Genomic DNA, 15,042 nt, shown 5'->3' with positions numbered 1-15,042 from the left:
GAGTGGGTGATGAGCCACGGATTATTGAATCGTCAACGCAACATGCCCCTTGTTATTGCCGTAGCAATTCCACGCGTCGTTGGCATAGGCATACAGATACCCTGAGCGTTTGGGCGTATAGGTGCAGCCGTGGCCGATGAGGAAGGACTCCGGTTTCAGCAGGATGCCCTTGGCGTCAACACCATCGCTGTTGGTGATGGCGCCGATAAGGCTGAACCAGGGGTAATTCTCGTGGCGGCGGGTGAAGTAAAAGTTTGCATCGCTGTTGTTGAACAGCTTGCCGTACCAGTTTTCCAGTTTGCCCAGTGCGGTGCCGGCCAGGTAGGCCAGTTCACCGGGTTGGAAATGGTTGTCAACTGGGCCATCAGGGTCGCAGACGATCGAAGCGTCCAGCCACTCGCCGCTGGCGCTGAAGGTGTACGTCGTGCCCGCGTTGAGCCATAGGCCGGTTTCGTTCCACGGCAGGCGTGCTGAGATGTCCAGTACCAGCGGGGTCGGGGGCGTCAGCAGGCGCGCTTTGCGGTAAGGCGATTGAGTGATGGGTGGGGTTTTCTGCCGCGCCAGTGCGGAACTGTGGAACAGTGCCGGTTGCGTGTTGAGGTTGGCCACGCTGCGCGGCTGAGTCGCCAGCACATTGAACACGCCGTCGCAGGAGTCGTGCATGGTGTCGTAGAGGTCGGGCTTGATCTGCTTGACAATATCCGCCGCGAAATCCAGGCCCGTCGCGCTCGCTTCATCCAGCATCCACAGCAGTGCGCCATCGGCCAGGCCGCAGTTTTGATAGCCGCCGCCGACGTCCGAGTGCACGCCGGGAAACCAGATCTGCTTGAGTTCGGTGTCCTTCGATGATGGCTGGTTCCACAGCGTCGGCTGGAACGAGGCGCGGCGTTCGTCCATCGCCAGTGCGTGACGCGCATGCTTGACCGAGGGGTGTAGCGTGGTGTCGTGGAAGGTGTAGCGTTCGCGATTGTCGAGCAGGTTGAGCAAAGCCATGTCGTCGGGGATGCCCAGCGCGCCAACGGTGTCCCAGACCCCAATGAACTGAATCGGGATGGGTTCGCCGGCCTTGTTGTGGAATTCCCAGCCCTGGGCGCTCCAGTCTCCACGCTCTTCGGTTTTACGTCGGTAGCCGTAGGTGAGCAGCGCCTGAATGCGTGTCCAGACCTCTGCTGGCGGTAGTCCGGCGATCCGCAACAGCCCGCAGCGGCCGATGAATCCGGCAAGGCTGCGCACCGTGTAGGCCCCGCGGCTGAAGCCGAACAGATAGATCGCATCGCCGGGCTGGTAGCAGTAACAGAGCTTCTGGTAGGCGCTCATGATGTTGTTATCAAGGCCGGCGCCGGTGCCGCCGCCGACGGCTTTATCCCACCAGCTGCCGTTGGTGCCGACACCTGGGTGATAGTATTTGGTTTGCGCGACGCCCTGGGCGTCGAAGTCGGCCAGGGCGTTAAACAGTCGCACCACGTTGGTGGGGGCGGGGATGCCCTGATCGAGTTGGTCGGGGGTATTCCAGGTACCGTCGCAGCAAATCACCAGATTAGCCATGGCAAATCCTTTACCTGCAAGCAGGAGCCAGTTCAAGAAACCCGGCGACGGGTTTGGCTGCATGCAGAGGGCAGCGCGGGGCACATCGGCCGGAAAGTGAGCGCTGACTACGGATACCTAGCGGTACGCTGGATTCAAGATCAGTACCGGGGAGGCGTCAAGTCGCGCCGGCAAATACCGGGGGCGGCGGCGTTCGAGTTGCTCGCTACCGATTGGGATGTGTCGTTGCAGGCATGGTCGCTGCGGCAAAACGAACAAGGCCTCCAGAGGAGGCCTTGTTCAGTGCAGCTAAGCGGCTGATTGCTTACTTGCGATCTTCCAGCTTGGTAATGTCACGCGACTCGTAGCCGGTGTACAGCTGGCGTGGACGGCCAATCTTGTACGGGCTGGAGAGCATTTCTTTCCAGTGGGAGATCCAGCCCACGGTCCGCGCCAGGGCGAAGATCACGGTGAACATGCTGGTTGGAATGCCGATCGCCTTGAGGATGATCCCCGAGTAGAAGTCGACGTTCGGGTACAGCGAGCGTTCGATGAAGTACGGGTCGGTCAGGGCGATCTCTTCCAGGCGCATGGCCAGTTCGAGTTGCGGATCGTTGTTGATGCCCAGTTCCTTCAGCACTTCGTCGCAGGTCTGCTTCATGACGGTGGCGCGTGGGTCGCGGTTCTTGTAGACCCGGTGACCGAAGCCCATCAACTTGAACGGATCGTTTTTGTCCTTGGCCTTGGCGATGAACGTGTCGATGTTGGACACATCGCCGATTTCATCGAGCATGGTCAATACGGCTTCGTTCGCACCGCCGTGGGCAGGGCCCCACAGCGCGGCGATGCCGGCGGCGATACAGGCGAACGGGTTGGCACCCGAAGAGCCTGCCAGGCGCACGGTGGACGTCGAGGCGTTTTGCTCGTGGTCGGCGTGGAGGATGAAGATCCGGTCCATTGCCTTGGCCAGCACCGGGCTGATCGGTTTGATCTCGCACGGGGTGTTGAACATCATGTGCAGGAAGTTTTCCGCGTACGTCAGGTCGTTGCGCGGGTACATCATGGGTTGGCCCATGGAGTACTTGTAAACCATTGCGGCCAGGGTCGGCATCTTGGCAACCAGGCGGATCGCGGAAATTTCGCGATGCTGCGGGTTATTGATGTCGAGGGAGTCGTGATAGAAGGCCGACAGGGCGCCGACCACGCCGCACATGACCGCCATCGGGTGGGCGTCGCGACGGAAGCCGTTGAAGAAGGTCTTCAACTGTTCGTGAACCATGGTGTGGTTCTTCACGGTGCTGACGAACTGGGCTTTTTGCTCGGCTGTTGGCAATTCGCCATTTAGCAGCAGGTAGCAGGTTTCCAGATAGTCCGATTTTTCCGCCAGTTGCTCGATCGGGTAGCCCCGGTGCAGCAGGATGCCATTGTCGCCGTCGATATAGGTGATCTTCGACTCGCAAGAGGCGGTCGACATGAAGCCTGGGTCGAAAGTGAAACGGCCCGTGGCCGTCAGGCCCCGTACGTCGATAACATCGGGACCAACGGTGCCGGTTAAAATGGGCAGCTCGACGGGGGCTGCGCCCTCGATGATCAACTGCGCTTTTTTGTCAGCCATGTGGCCTCCTATTTATGCTTCAAATCATCAGACAGACCCCCCACGCAGGGCCCGCACCACTATAGTGAGATAAATTCAGATGTCAATTTGCCTAAAGTCTTGCCCCAGAAGGCTTTAACCGGACTTTTTCCTCGAAATTGCCTGCCATTTACGCCTTTTATCCCGCCAGCGCAATCCGCTATTAGGGTGAGGTGCGCGCGTTGTCATTAGTAACCTAACTGTCTATACTCGGCCACCGACCGCCAAGGGCTTTTGGGCTTGCTTTCATTGGGGGTCGCACTCCCTGGGTGGTGCTTACCTGACCAGTCGCACTCCCCAACAACTTTGCCCTGATTGTTAGGGGCTCTTCAGTGTGAAAAAAAGCCGTGAATAGCCAACGACCTGTAAACCTAGACCTAAGGACCATCAAACTCCCCATCACCGGCGTTACGTCGTTCCTGCACCGTGTTTCCGGCATCATCCTGTTCCTGGGCTTGGGCATCATGCTTTATGCATTGAGCAAATCCCTGGGTTCCGAGGAAGGATACGCCGAGGTGAAGGCATGCTTGACCAGCCCGCTGGCCAAGTTCGTAGCATGGGGCCTCCTGTCCGCTCTGCTGTATCACCTGGTAGCCGGTGTGCGCCACTTGATCATGGACATGGGCATCGGTGAGACGCTGGAAGGCGGCCGCCTGGGCTCGAAAATCATCATCGCCATTTCCGTGGTGCTGATCGTTCTGGCAGGAGTTTGGATATGGTAACCAGCGTTACGAACCTATCGCGTTCGGGCCTCTATGACTGGATGGCGCAGCGTGTGTCTGCGGTCGTTCTCGCGGCTTATTTCATTTTCCTGATCGGATACCTCGTCGCAAACCCGGGCATTGGCTACGAGCAATGGCACGGGCTGTTTTCCCACAATGCGATGCGAATCTTCAGCCTGCTGGCCCTTGTAGCCCTGGGCGCTCACGCCTGGGTCGGCATGTGGACCATCGCGACCGACTACCTGACGCCGATGGCGCTGGGCAAGTCCGCGACCGCAGTCCGTTTCCTCTTCCAGGCAGTATGCGGCGTCGCGATGTTCGCTTACTTCGTCTGGGGTGTGCAGATTCTTTGGGGTATCTGATTCATGGCTAACATTCCAACTATTTCCTTCGACGCCATCATTATTGGTGGCGGCGGTGCCGGCATGCGCGCAGCGCTGCAGCTGGCCCAAGGCGGTCACAAGACTGCCGTGATCACCAAGGTATTCCCGACTCGCTCCCACACCGTATCGGCCCAGGGTGGCATCACCTGCGCCATCGCGTCCGCCGACCCGAATGATGACTGGCGCTGGCACATGTACGATACCGTCAAGGGTTCCGACTACATCGGTGACCAGGACGCTATCGAATACATGTGTCAGGAAGGCCCGGCCGCGGTGTTCGAGCTGGACCACATGGGTCTGCCGTTCTCCCGTACCGAACAGGGTCGCATCTACCAGCGTCCATTCGGCGGCCAGTCGAAGGACTACGGTAAAGGCGGCCAGGCTGCCCGTACCTGCGCCGCGTCCGACCGTACCGGTCACGCGCTGCTGCACACCCTTTATCAGGGCAACCTGAAAGCCGGCACCACGTTCCTGAACGAATACTACGCAGTGGATCTGGTGAAGAACGCCGACGGTGCATTCGTTGGCGTGATCGCCATCTGCATCGAAACCGGTGAAACCACCTACATCCGCGCCAAGGCTACCGTTCTGGCGACCGGCGGTGCAGGTCGTATCTACGCTTCCACCACCAATGCCCTGATCAACACCGGTGACGGCGTCGGCATGGCACTGCGTGCCGGCGTGCCGGTGCAGGACATCGAAATGTGGCAGTTCCACCCGACCGGCATCGCCGGCGCCGGTGTACTGGTCACCGAAGGTTGCCGTGGTGAAGGTGGTTACCTGATCAACAAGCACGGCGAGCGTTTCATGGAGCGTTATGCTCCGAACGCGAAAGACCTGGCGGGTCGTGACGTCGTTGCCCGTTCGATGGTCAAGGAAATCATCGCCGGTAACGGCTGTGGCCCGAATGGCGACCACGTACTGCTGAAGCTGGATCACCTGGGTGAAGAAGTGCTGCACAGCCGCCTGCCGGGTATCTGTGAACTGTCCAAGACCTTTGCCCACGTGGACCCGGTGGTTGCTCCGGTTCCGGTTGTTCCAACCTGCCACTACATGATGGGCGGTGTTCCGACCAACATTCATGGCCAGGCGATCACCCAGAACGCCGAAGGCGTGGACGAGATCATCCACGGTCTGTTCGCGGTAGGCGAAGTGGCCTGCGTATCGGTACACGGTGCCAACCGCCTGGGCGGCAACTCGCTGCTCGACCTGGTGGTATTCGGCCGCGCGGCAGGCCTGCACCTGGAAAAAGCCCTGACCGACGGCATCGAATACGATGACGCCACCGACGCCAACATCGAGGCCGCCCTGGCGCGCCTGAACGCTCTGAACGAGCGCACTGATGGCGAAGACGTGGCAACCCTGCGTCGCGAGCTGCAAAGCTGCATGCAGAACTACTTCGGTGTATTCCGTACCGGCGAATACATGCAGAAGGGTATTGCCCAGCTGGCCGATCTGCGCAAGCGCATCGCCAACGTCAAGATCAACGATAAGAGCCAGGCGTTCAACACCGCTCGTATCGAAGCCCTTGAACTGCAAAACCTGCTGGAAGTGGCTGAAGCGACTGCGATCGCCGCCGAGGTTCGTAAGGAATCCCGTGGTGCCCACGCTCGTGAAGACTTTGAAGATCGCGATGACGAAAACTGGTTGTGCCACACCCTGTACTTCCCGGGTGACAAGCGCGTAACCAAGCGTGCCGTGAACTTCTCGCCGAAGACGGTTCCGACGTTTGAACCGAAGATTCGGACTTACTAAGGGTGGCTGCCATGTTGAAAGTCAGTGTTTATCGCTACAACCCTGATCAGGACGCTGCGCCGTTCATGCAGGAGTTCCAGGTCGATACCGGTGGTAAAGACCTGATGGTGCTGGATGTATTGGCACTGATCAAAGAGCAGGACGAAGGTTTCTCCTATCGTCGCTCTTGCCGTGAAGGTGTGTGCGGTTCCGACGGCATGAACATCAACGGCAAAAACGGCCTGGCGTGCATTACGCCGCTGTCCGCCGTTGTCAAAGGCAACAAGCTGATCGTTCGTCCTCTGCCAGGTTTGCCGGTTATCCGTGACCTGGTCGTCGATATGAGCATCTTCTACAAGCAATACGAGAAAGTTAAGCCGTTCCTGCAGAACGACACGCCGGCTCCGGCCATCGAGCGTCTGCAGTCCCCGGAAGAGCGTGAAAAGCTCGACGGTCTGTACGAGTGCATCCTGTGCGCTTGCTGCTCGACCTCGTGCCCGTCCTTCTGGTGGAACCCGGACAAGTTCCTGGGTCCTGCTGCCCTGCTGCAAGCGTATCGCTTCCTGGCAGACAGCCGTGACACCAAGACGTCCGAGCGTCTGGCTTCGCTGGATGACCCGTTCAGCGTATTCCGCTGCCGCGGGATCATGAACTGCGTCAACGTATGTCCTAAAGGCCTGAACCCGACTAAGGCCATTGGTCACATCCGTAACATGCTGCTGCAAAGCGGTGTGTAACTGACGTTGTAACAAAGCAGGACCGTTGTGCCCGTAAATGCTACGGCGCAGGCTTCAACCGGCGCCGTAGTTTTAACTTGAGCAGCGACTTACAAAGCCGCAGCTCTTATTTTGAAGAAATGAGACAAGCAGGGGCATTCGGGTTGGTACCCGAACTATCAGCGTGATCCTAAGTGGCTTGTTTTGGTCGCTGCACTTGGCCTTTTGCAAGCAAACTCGGTGTTTTCGCCGGTGGTGTCCCCAAATCGAGGGTGACCAAGCATGCAAGAAAGCGTGATGCAGCGCATGTGGAACAGCGGCTATCTTTCAGGTGGTAACGCTGCCTATGTGGAAGAGCTTTATGAGCTCTACCTGCACGACCCTAACGCTGTGCCAGAAGAATGGCGCACCAAATTTCAGACGTTGTCTTCAGACGGCAACGCTGCCACCGATGTATCGCACGCAACAATTCGCGATCAGTTCGTGCTGCTGGCAAAGAACCAGCGCCGCGCCCAACCGGTTTCCGCCGGCAGCGTGAGCAGTGAGCACGAGAAGAAGCAAGTTGAAGTACTGCGACTGATCCAGGCCTACCGTATGCGTGGCCACCAGGCAGCCCAGCTTGACCCGCTGGGGCTGTGGCAGCGTCCTGCACCTGCAGACCTGTCGATCAATCATTACGGCTTGACCAATGCCGATCTTGATACGACCTTCCGTGCCGGCGACCTGTTCATCGGCAAAGAGGAAGCGAGCCTACGCGAAATTCACGAAGCATTGCAGCAGACATATTGCCGCACCATCGGCGCTGAGTTCACGCACATCACCGATTCCGAGCAACGCCACTGGTTCCAGCATCGCCTGGAAGGCGTGCGTGGCCGTCCGGTATTGTCCGCCGACGTGCGCAGCCACCTGCTTGAGCGCGTGACCGCAGCCGAGGGCCTGGAAAAATACCTGGGTACCAAATACCCGGGCACCAAGCGTTTCGGCCTGGAAGGCGGCGAGAGCCTGATTCCGATGCTCGACGAGCTGATCCAGCGTTCCGGTTCCTACGGCACCAAGGAAATCGTGATCGGCATGGCCCACCGTGGTCGCTTGAACGTGTTGGTCAACACCTTCGGCAAGAACCCGCGTGAGCTGTTCGACGAGTTCGAAGGCAAGAAGAAGGTCGAGCTGGGTTCCGGTGACGTTAAATACCACCAGGGCTTCTCGTCCAACGTGATGACCACCGGCGGTGAAGTTCACCTGGCCATGGCGTTCAACCCATCCCACCTGGAAATCGTTTCCCCAGTGGTCGAGGGTTCGGTCCGTGCTCGCCAGGATCGTCGTAACGACACTACCGGTGAAAAGGTCCTGCCGATTTCCATCCACGGTGACGCGGCATTCGCCGGTCAAGGTGTGGTCCTGGAAACGTTCCAGATGTCGCAGACCCGCGGCTTCAAGACCGGCGGTACCGTTCACATCGTCATCAACAACCAGGTTGGCTTCACCATCAGCAACCCGTTGGACGCGCGTTCCACCGAGTACGCCACCGACGTTGCCAAGATGATCCAGGCGCCGATCCTCCATGTGAATGGCGATGATCCGGAGGCCGTGCTGTTCGTGACCCAACTGGCTGTCGACTACCGCATGCAATTCAAGCGTGACGTAGTGATCGACCTGGTTTGCTACCGCCGCCGCGGTCACAACGAAGCCGACGAACCAAGCGGCACCCAGCCGTTGATGTACCAGCAGATCACCAAGCAGCGCACCACCCGTGAGCTGTATGCCGAAAGCCTGACCAAGGCCGGTATCGTTGACGATGAACGTGTTCAGGCGAAGATCGATGAATACCGCAACGCGCTGGACAATGGTCTGCATGTCGTAAAAAGCCTGGTCAAGGAGCCGAACAAAGAGCTGTTCGTTGACTGGCGTCCGTACCTGGGTCACACCTGGACGGCGCGTCACGACACCTCGTTCGATCTGAAGACCCTGCAGGAACTGTCCGCCAAGCTGCTGGAAATTCCGGAAGGCTTCGTGGTGCAGCGCCAGGTTGCGAAGATCTACGAAGACCGTCAGAAGATGCAAGCCGGCGGCCTGCCGATCAACTGGGGTTACGCCGAAACCATGGCGTACGCGACCCTGGCGTTCGAAGGTCACCCGATCCGCATGACTGGCCAGGACATCGGCCGTGGTACGTTCTCGCACCGTCACGCGGTTCTGCACAACCAGAAAGACGCAAGCACCTACGTTCCGCTGAAGCACCTCTACGAAGGCCAGCCACGTTTCGACCTGTACGATTCGTTCCTGTCCGAAGAAGCGGTACTGGCGTTCGAATACGGTTACTCGACCACCACGCCGAATGCGCTGGTGATCTGGGAAGCCCAGTTCGGCGACTTCGCCAACGGCGCCCAAGTGGTTATCGACCAGTTCATCACCAGCGGCGAGCACAAGTGGGGTCGCCTGTGCGGTCTGACCATGCTGCTGCCACATGGCTATGAAGGTCAGGGCCCTGAGCACTCCTCGGCCCGTCTGGAGCGTTACCTGCAACTGTGCGCCGAGCACAACATCCAGGTGTGCGTGCCGACCACCCCGGCACAGATCTACCACTTGCTGCGTCGCCAGGTAATCCGCCCGCTGCGCAAGCCGCTGGTCGTGCTGACGCCGAAGTCGCTGCTGCGTCACAAACTGGCCATCTCGACCCTGGAAGATCTGGCGGATGGCTCGTTCCAGACCGTTATTCCAGAAATCGACACGCTGGCCCCGGCCAAGGTGACTCGCCTGGTGCTGTGCAGCGGCAAGGTCTACTACGACCTGCTGGAAAAACGCCGTGCCGAAGGCCGCGAAGACATCGCCATCGTGCGTATCGAGCAGCTTTATCCGTTCCCGGAAGACGACCTGATGGAGGCCATCGCGCCTTACACCAACCTCACTAACGTGGTGTGGTGTCAGGAAGAGCCGATGAACCAGGGCGCGTGGTACAGCAGCCAGCATCACCTGCGTCGCAGCATCGGTAACCACAACAAGGCCCTGGGCCTGGAGTACGCCGGCCGTGATGCTTCCGCTGCACCTGCGTGTGGTTATGCGTCGATGCACGCCGAGCAGCAGGAAAAACTGCTGCAAGATGCTTTCACTGTTTAACGCCTTCGCGCTGACTGAAACCGAATTTTAAGGACCCACAGATAATGGCTATCGAAATCAAAGCCCCGTCATTCCCGGAATCGGTTGCCGATGGCACCGTTGCCACCTGGCACAAGAAACCAGGTGAGGCCGTCAAGCGTGACGACCTGATCGTCGACATCGAGACCGACAAAGTCGTGCTGGAAGTGTTGGCCGAAGCTGACGGCGTGCTGGGCGCAATCGTTGCCGAAGAGGGCGCCACCGTTCTGTCGAACCAGGTACTGGGCTCGATCGAAGAGGGCAGCGCTGCCGCTGCTCCTGCTGCCGCTGCTGCACCGGCCGCCGCTTCGGCACCTGCTGCCGCTCCGGCTGCTGGCGCAGAAGATCCAATCGCTGCACCGGCTGCTCGCCAGTTGGCTGAAGAAAACGGCATCAACCTGGCGTCCATCAAAGGCACCGGCAAAGACGGCCGTGTGACCAAGGAAGACGTGGTCGCTGCTGTTGAAGCCAAGAAAAACGCTCCGGCTGCCGCGCCTGCCAAGGCTGCTGCCCCGGCTGCCGCTGCGCCTGTGTTCGCTGCCGGCGACCGCACCGAGAAGCGTGTACCGATGACCCGCGTGCGTGCCACCGTGGCCAAGCGCCTGGTTGAAGCACAGTCGAACATGGCGATGCTGACCACTTTCAACGAAGTCGACATGACCGAAGTCATGGCCCTGCGTTCGAAGTACAAGGATCTGTTCGAGAAGTCCCACAACGGCGTGCGCCTGGGCTTCATGTCGTTCTTCGTGAAAGCGGCCACCGAAGCGCTGAAACGCTTCCCGGCAGTCAACGCTTCCATCGACGGCGGCGACATCGTTTACCACGGTTATGCAGACGTCGGCGTTGCCGTGTCCAGCGACCGTGGCCTGGTGGTTCCGGTCCTGCGTAACGCCGAACTGATGAGCTTGGCCGAAATCGAAGGCGGCATCGCCGGCTTCGGCAAGAAAGCCCGTGACGGCAAGCTGACCATCGACGAGATGACCGGTGGTACCTTCACCATCACCAACGGTGGTACCTTCGGTTCGATGATGTCGACGCCGATCGTTAACCCACCACAAGCCGCGATCCTTGGCATGCACAACATCATCCAGCGTCCGATGGCCATCAACGGCCAAGTCGTGATCCGCCCAATGATGTACCTGGCGCTGTCTTACGATCACCGCCTGATCGATGGTAAAGAAGCCGTGACTTTCCTGGTGACCATCAAGAACCTGCTGGAAGACCCGGCTCGTCTGCTGCTGGATATCTGATAGAAGCAGCTGCAGGCTTCAAGTGACAGATTGCCGGATAAGGCAGTTGGGCTTGGGGCTTGCGGCTTGAAAGCTTGCTGCTAAATAGAGGAACTATTTTCATGTCGCAGAAATTTGACGTTGTAGTGATTGGTGCGGGTCCTGGCGGCTACGTTGCCGCCATCAAGGCCGCACAACTGGGCCTCTCGACTGCTTGCATCGAAAAATACACCGACAAGGAAGGCAAACTGGCACTGGGCGGTACTTGCCTGAACGTCGGTTGCATTCCGTCCAAGGCGCTGCTGGACAGCTCCTGGAAATTCCACGAAGCCCAGGACGGCTTCGCGATCCACGGCATCAACCATGCCGGCGTGACCATGGACGTGCCAGCAATGGTCGGCCGTAAAGCCAACATCGTCAAAGGCCTGACTTCCGGCGTTGCGACCTTGTTCAAGGCCAACGGCGTGACTTCCCTGCAAGGCCACGGCAAGCTGCTGGCCGGCAAGAAAGTTGAAATCACCAAGCCGGACGGTTCGGTAGAAGTCATCGAAGCCGAGAACGTGATCCTGGCCCCAGGTTCGCGTCCAATCGACATTCCACCGGCTCCGGTTGACCAGAACGTGATCGTTGATTCGACCGGCGCCCTGGAATTCCAGGCCGTGCCTAAACGCCTGGGCGTGATCGGCGCTGGCGTCATCGGCCTGGAACTGGGTTCGGTCTGGTCCCGCCTGGGTTCCGAAGTGACCGTGCTGGAAGCCCTGGACACGTTCCTGCTGGCTGCCGACACCGCGGTATCCAAGGAAGCGCTGAAAACCCTGACCAAACAAGGTCTGGACATCAAGCTGGGCGCTCGCGTGACCGGCTCTAAGGTTAACGGCGAAGAAGTCGTTGTGACCTACACCGACAAGGATGGCGAACAGACCATCACGTTCGACAAGCTGATCGTGGCCGTTGGTCGCCGTCCAGTGACCACCGACCTGCTGGCTTCCGACAGCGGCGTGAACATCGACGAGCGTGGCTTCATCCACGTTGACGATCACTGCGCTACCACCGTTCCGGGCGTCTACGCCATTGGCGACGTGGTTCGCGGCATGATGCTCGCGCACAAGGCTTCCGAAGAAGGCATCATGGTCGTCGAGCGCATCAAGGGTCACAAGACCCAGATGAACTACGACCTGATCCCATCGGTTATCTACACCCACCCGGAAATTGCATGGGTCGGCAAGAACGAACAGCAGTTGAAAGCTGAAGGCGTTGAAGTTAACGTCGGCACCTTCCCGTTCGCCGCTTCTGGCCGTGCCATGGCAGCCAACGACACCGGTGGTTTTGTCAAAGTCATCGCTGATGCCAAGACTGACCGCGTATTGGGCGTCCACGTGATTGGCCCAGGCGCAGCAGAACTGGTTCAGCAGGGCGCGATCGGTATGGAATTCGGCACCAGTGCCGAGGACATCGGCATGATGGTCTTCTCCCATCCGACCCTGTCCGAAGCGCTGCACGAAGCCGCGTTGGCAGTGAATGGCCATGCCATCCACATCGCCAACAAGAAGAAGCGCTAAGCGAGATAATAAGAAACCACGGCGGAGTTGCCCGTCGTGAGCCTTGCGCGCAAGACTCACCGCGGAATATCCGCTGGACGCAGTCTTGCGCAGCTTTACGGGCCTTGAGCCCCGCAAGTTGCGCAAGCAGCAGTCACAGGTGGCGCGGCACTCATAATGAGCGCAGCGCCGAATGCGCAGTACCTAACGAAGACGGTAAAAAGCATGAATCTTCACGAGTATCAGGGTAAGCAGCTGTTCGCTGAATACGGCCTGCCAGTTTCCAAGGGCTACGCAGTAGACACCCCGGAAGCAGCAGCAGAAGCTTGCGACAAAATCGGCGGCACCGAGTGGGTTGTCAAAGCCCAGGTCCACGCTGGTGGTCGCGGTAAAGCGGGCGGCGTTAAGCTGGTTCGCAGCAAAGAAGACGCCAAGGCCTTCGCACAGCAGTGGCTGGGCAAGCGTCTGGTGACTTACCAGACTGATGCCAATGGCCAGCCAGTCACCAAGATCCTGGTTGAATCGTGCACTGATATCGCTAAAGAGCTGTACCTGGGCGCTGTCGTTGACCGTTCGAGCCGTCGCATCGTGTTCATGGCTTCCACCGAAGGTGGCGTGGACATCGAGAAGATCGCTCACGAAACCCCAGAAAAAATTCTGAAAGCCACTATCGACCCACTGGTTGGCGCCCAGCCATTCCAGGGTCGCGAGCTGGCTTTCCAGCTGGGCCTGGAAGGCAAGCAAGTTGCCCAGTTCGCCAAGATCTTCGTAGGTCTGGCCAAACTGTTCCAGGATCACGATCTGGCCCTGCTGGAAGTGAACCCGCTGGTGATCAAGGCTGACGGCGATCTGCACTGCCTCGACGCCAAGATCAACATCGACGCCAACGCTATGTACCGTCAGCCTAAGCTGAAGACTTTCCACGATCCGTCCCAGGACGATCCGCGCGAAGCGCACGCTGCCAAGTTCGAACTGAACTACGTAGCCCTGGAAGGTAACATCGGTTGCATGGTCAACGGTGCCGGCCTGGCCATGGGTACCATGGACATCGTCAACCTGCATGGCGGCAAACCAGCCAACTTCCTCGACGTAGGCGGTGGTGCTACCAAAGAACGCGTAACCGAAGCCTTCAAGATCATCCTGTCCGACTCCAACGTCGCTGCAGTACTGGTCAACATCTTCGGCGGCATCGTTCGTTGCGACATGATTGCCGAAGGCATCATCGGTGCAGTGAAAGAAGTCGGCGTTAAAATCCCGGTTGTTGTTCGCCTTGAAGGCAACAACGCTGAACTGGGCGCTAAAGTACTGGCAGAAAGCGGTTTGAACATCATCGCGGCTACCAGCCTGACCGACGCTGCTCAACAAGTTGTCAAAGCTGCGGAGGGCAAATAATGAGCGTCCTGATCAATAAAGACACCAAAGTTATCTGCCAGGGTATTACCGGTTCGCAAGGTAGTTTCCACACCCAGCAAGCCATCGAATACGGCACCAAGATGGTTGGCGGCGTAACACCGGGCAAAGGCGGCACCGAGCACCTGGGCCTGCCAGTGTTCAACACCGTGAAAGACGCTGTAGCTGCCACTGGCGCCACCGCCAGCGTGATCTACGTTCCAGCTCCTTTCTGCAAGGACTCGATCCTGGAAGCGGCATTCGGCGGCATCAAGCTGATCGTGTGCATCACCGAAGGCATTCCTACCCTGGACATGCTGGACGCTAAAGTTAAGTGCGACGAGCTGGGTGTAGTCCTGATCGGCCCTAACTGCCCAGGCGTGATCACTCCAGGCGAATGCAAGATCGGCATCATGCCAGGTCACATTCACTTGCCAGGTAAAGTCGGTATCGTTTCCCGTTCCGGCACCCTGACCTACGAAGCTGTGAAGCAAACTACTGACGCCGGTTTCGGTCAGTCGACTTGCGTCGGCATCGGCGGTGACCCGATCCCAGGCTCCAACTTCATCGATATCCTGAAGCTGTTCCAGGAAGACCCGAAGACCGAAGCGATCGTGATGATCGGTGAGATCGGCGGTTCGGCTGAAGAAGAAGCGGCTGCCTACATCAAGGCACACGTAACCAAGCCGGTTGTTTCCTACATCGCTGGTGTGACTGCCCCTGCGGGCAAGCGCATGGGCCATGCGGGCGCAATCATCTCTGGCGGCAAAGGCACTGCAGACGAGAAATTCGCTGCACTGCAAGACGCAGGCGTTAAAACCGTGCGTTCGCTGGCAGACATCGGCAAGGCCTTGGCCGAGCTGACCGGTTGGGCTGTCAAGTAAGCCTCGCGCTTAGCTGACGCTTTACCAGCAAAGGCCACCTTCGGGTGGCCTTTGTGCATTCTGCAGATTGTTGACGATTCAAATGTGGGAGGGGGCTTGCCCCGGTACAAACCGGGGACATCGTTTACATTTCTAACCGGGGACATGGTTTACAGGCT

General features: G+C 58.9%; 11 protein-coding genes. 9 read left to right on the top strand and 2 right to left on the bottom strand.

All coding sequences use genetic code 11. The annotated features are described in order from the left end of the window. Positions 1 to 21: 21 nt before the first annotated feature. On the bottom strand, positions 22 to 1,545 hold the full coding sequence (locus AC07OP_RS29485; RefSeq protein ID WP_115488111.1) for a T6SS phospholipase effector Tle1-like catalytic domain-containing protein: 1,524 nt from the start codon (positions 1,543 to 1,545) through the stop codon (positions 22 to 24). A gap of 304 nt (positions 1,546 to 1,849) precedes the next feature. Then, positions 1,850 to 3,139 carry a citrate synthase gene (gltA, locus tag AC07OP_RS29480; RefSeq protein WP_027607056.1) on the bottom strand — a complete coding sequence of 430 codons (1,290 nt, stop codon included), beginning with the start codon at positions 3,137 to 3,139 and terminating at the stop codon, positions 1,850 to 1,852. A 365-nt stretch (positions 3,140 to 3,504) separates the two neighbouring features. Here gltA and sdhC point away from each other — a divergent pair, with 365 nt between their 5' ends. The 9 genes from sdhC (at position 3,505) to sucD (ending at position 14,884) form a co-directional block, all read left to right on the top strand. Continuing rightward, a complete protein-coding gene (gene sdhC, locus AC07OP_RS29475; RefSeq protein ID WP_003172804.1) occupies positions 3,505 to 3,879 on the top strand; it encodes a succinate dehydrogenase, cytochrome b556 subunit in 375 nt (124 codons plus the stop codon). Then, entirely contained in the window at positions 3,873 to 4,241 is a 369-nt protein-coding gene (gene sdhD / locus AC07OP_RS29470; RefSeq protein ID WP_003172805.1) for a succinate dehydrogenase, hydrophobic membrane anchor protein, read from the top strand. Before sdhC ends, sdhD begins: the two co-directional genes overlap by 7 nt. A 3-nt stretch (positions 4,242 to 4,244) precedes the next feature. Then, a complete protein-coding gene (gene sdhA, locus AC07OP_RS29465) occupies positions 4,245 to 6,017 on the top strand; it encodes a succinate dehydrogenase flavoprotein subunit (RefSeq protein ID WP_027607057.1) in 1,773 nt (590 codons plus the stop codon). 11 nt (positions 6,018 to 6,028) lie between these two features. Beyond that, entirely contained in the window at positions 6,029 to 6,733 is a 705-nt protein-coding gene (locus tag AC07OP_RS29460; protein ID WP_003172807.1) for a succinate dehydrogenase iron-sulfur subunit, read from the top strand. A gap of 261 nt (positions 6,734 to 6,994) precedes the next feature. After that, positions 6,995 to 9,826 (top strand): 2-oxoglutarate dehydrogenase E1 component, encoded by a 2,832-nt coding sequence (locus tag AC07OP_RS29455; RefSeq protein ID WP_495101309.1) that lies wholly within the window; start codon positions 6,995 to 6,997, stop codon positions 9,824 to 9,826. Positions 9,827 to 9,870: 44 nt separating this feature from the next. Next, entirely contained in the window at positions 9,871 to 11,094 is a 1,224-nt protein-coding gene (gene odhB / locus AC07OP_RS29450) for a 2-oxoglutarate dehydrogenase complex dihydrolipoyllysine-residue succinyltransferase (protein WP_092490345.1), read from the top strand. Positions 11,095 to 11,195: 101 nt separating this feature from the next. Beyond that, positions 11,196 to 12,632 carry a dihydrolipoyl dehydrogenase gene (gene lpdA / locus AC07OP_RS29445; protein WP_027607060.1) on the top strand — a complete coding sequence of 479 codons (1,437 nt, stop codon included), beginning with the start codon at positions 11,196 to 11,198 and terminating at the stop codon, positions 12,630 to 12,632. A 204-nt stretch (positions 12,633 to 12,836) separates the two neighbouring features. After that, a complete protein-coding gene (sucC, locus tag AC07OP_RS29440; RefSeq protein WP_003233235.1) occupies positions 12,837 to 14,003 on the top strand; it encodes an ADP-forming succinate--CoA ligase subunit beta in 1,167 nt (388 codons plus the stop codon). Next, entirely contained in the window at positions 14,003 to 14,884 is an 882-nt protein-coding gene (gene sucD, locus AC07OP_RS29435; protein WP_003172813.1) for a succinate--CoA ligase subunit alpha, read from the top strand. The genes sucC and sucD overlap by 1 nt, the downstream gene beginning before the upstream one ends. Positions 14,885 to 15,042 lie beyond the last annotated feature (158 nt).

It is taken from the genome of Pseudomonas sp. GW821-FHT09D08, from assembly GCF_059416305.1.
Note: the sequence above shows the minus strand (reverse complement) of the source record. Positions and strands in the feature narration are given on the sequence as shown.

Excerpts from the sequence above, each read along its gene's own strand:
- odhB (WP_092490345.1), top strand. The coding sequence starts at position 9,871 with ATGGCTATCGAAATCAAAGCCCCGTCATTCCCGGAATCGGTTGCCGAT.
- sdhD (WP_003172805.1), top strand. The coding sequence starts at position 3,873 with ATGGTAACCAGCGTTACGAACCTATCGCGTTCGGGCCTCTATGACTGG.
- sucD (WP_003172813.1), top strand. The coding sequence starts at position 14,003 with ATGAGCGTCCTGATCAATAAAGACACCAAAGTTATCTGCCAGGGTATT.
- AC07OP_RS29485 (WP_115488111.1), bottom strand. The coding sequence starts at position 1,545 with ATGGCTAATCTGGTGATTTGCTGCGACGGTACCTGGAATACCCCCGAC.
- sdhA (WP_027607057.1), top strand. The coding sequence starts at position 4,245 with ATGGCTAACATTCCAACTATTTCCTTCGACGCCATCATTATTGGTGGC.
- gltA (WP_027607056.1), bottom strand. The coding sequence starts at position 3,139 with ATGGCTGACAAAAAAGCGCAGTTGATCATCGAGGGCGCAGCCCCCGTC.
- lpdA (WP_027607060.1), top strand. The coding sequence starts at position 11,196 with ATGTCGCAGAAATTTGACGTTGTAGTGATTGGTGCGGGTCCTGGCGGC.
- AC07OP_RS29455 (WP_495101309.1), top strand. The coding sequence starts at position 6,995 with ATGCAAGAAAGCGTGATGCAGCGCATGTGGAACAGCGGCTATCTTTCA.
- AC07OP_RS29460 (WP_003172807.1), top strand. The coding sequence starts at position 6,029 with ATGTTGAAAGTCAGTGTTTATCGCTACAACCCTGATCAGGACGCTGCG.
- sucC (WP_003233235.1), top strand. The coding sequence starts at position 12,837 with ATGAATCTTCACGAGTATCAGGGTAAGCAGCTGTTCGCTGAATACGGC.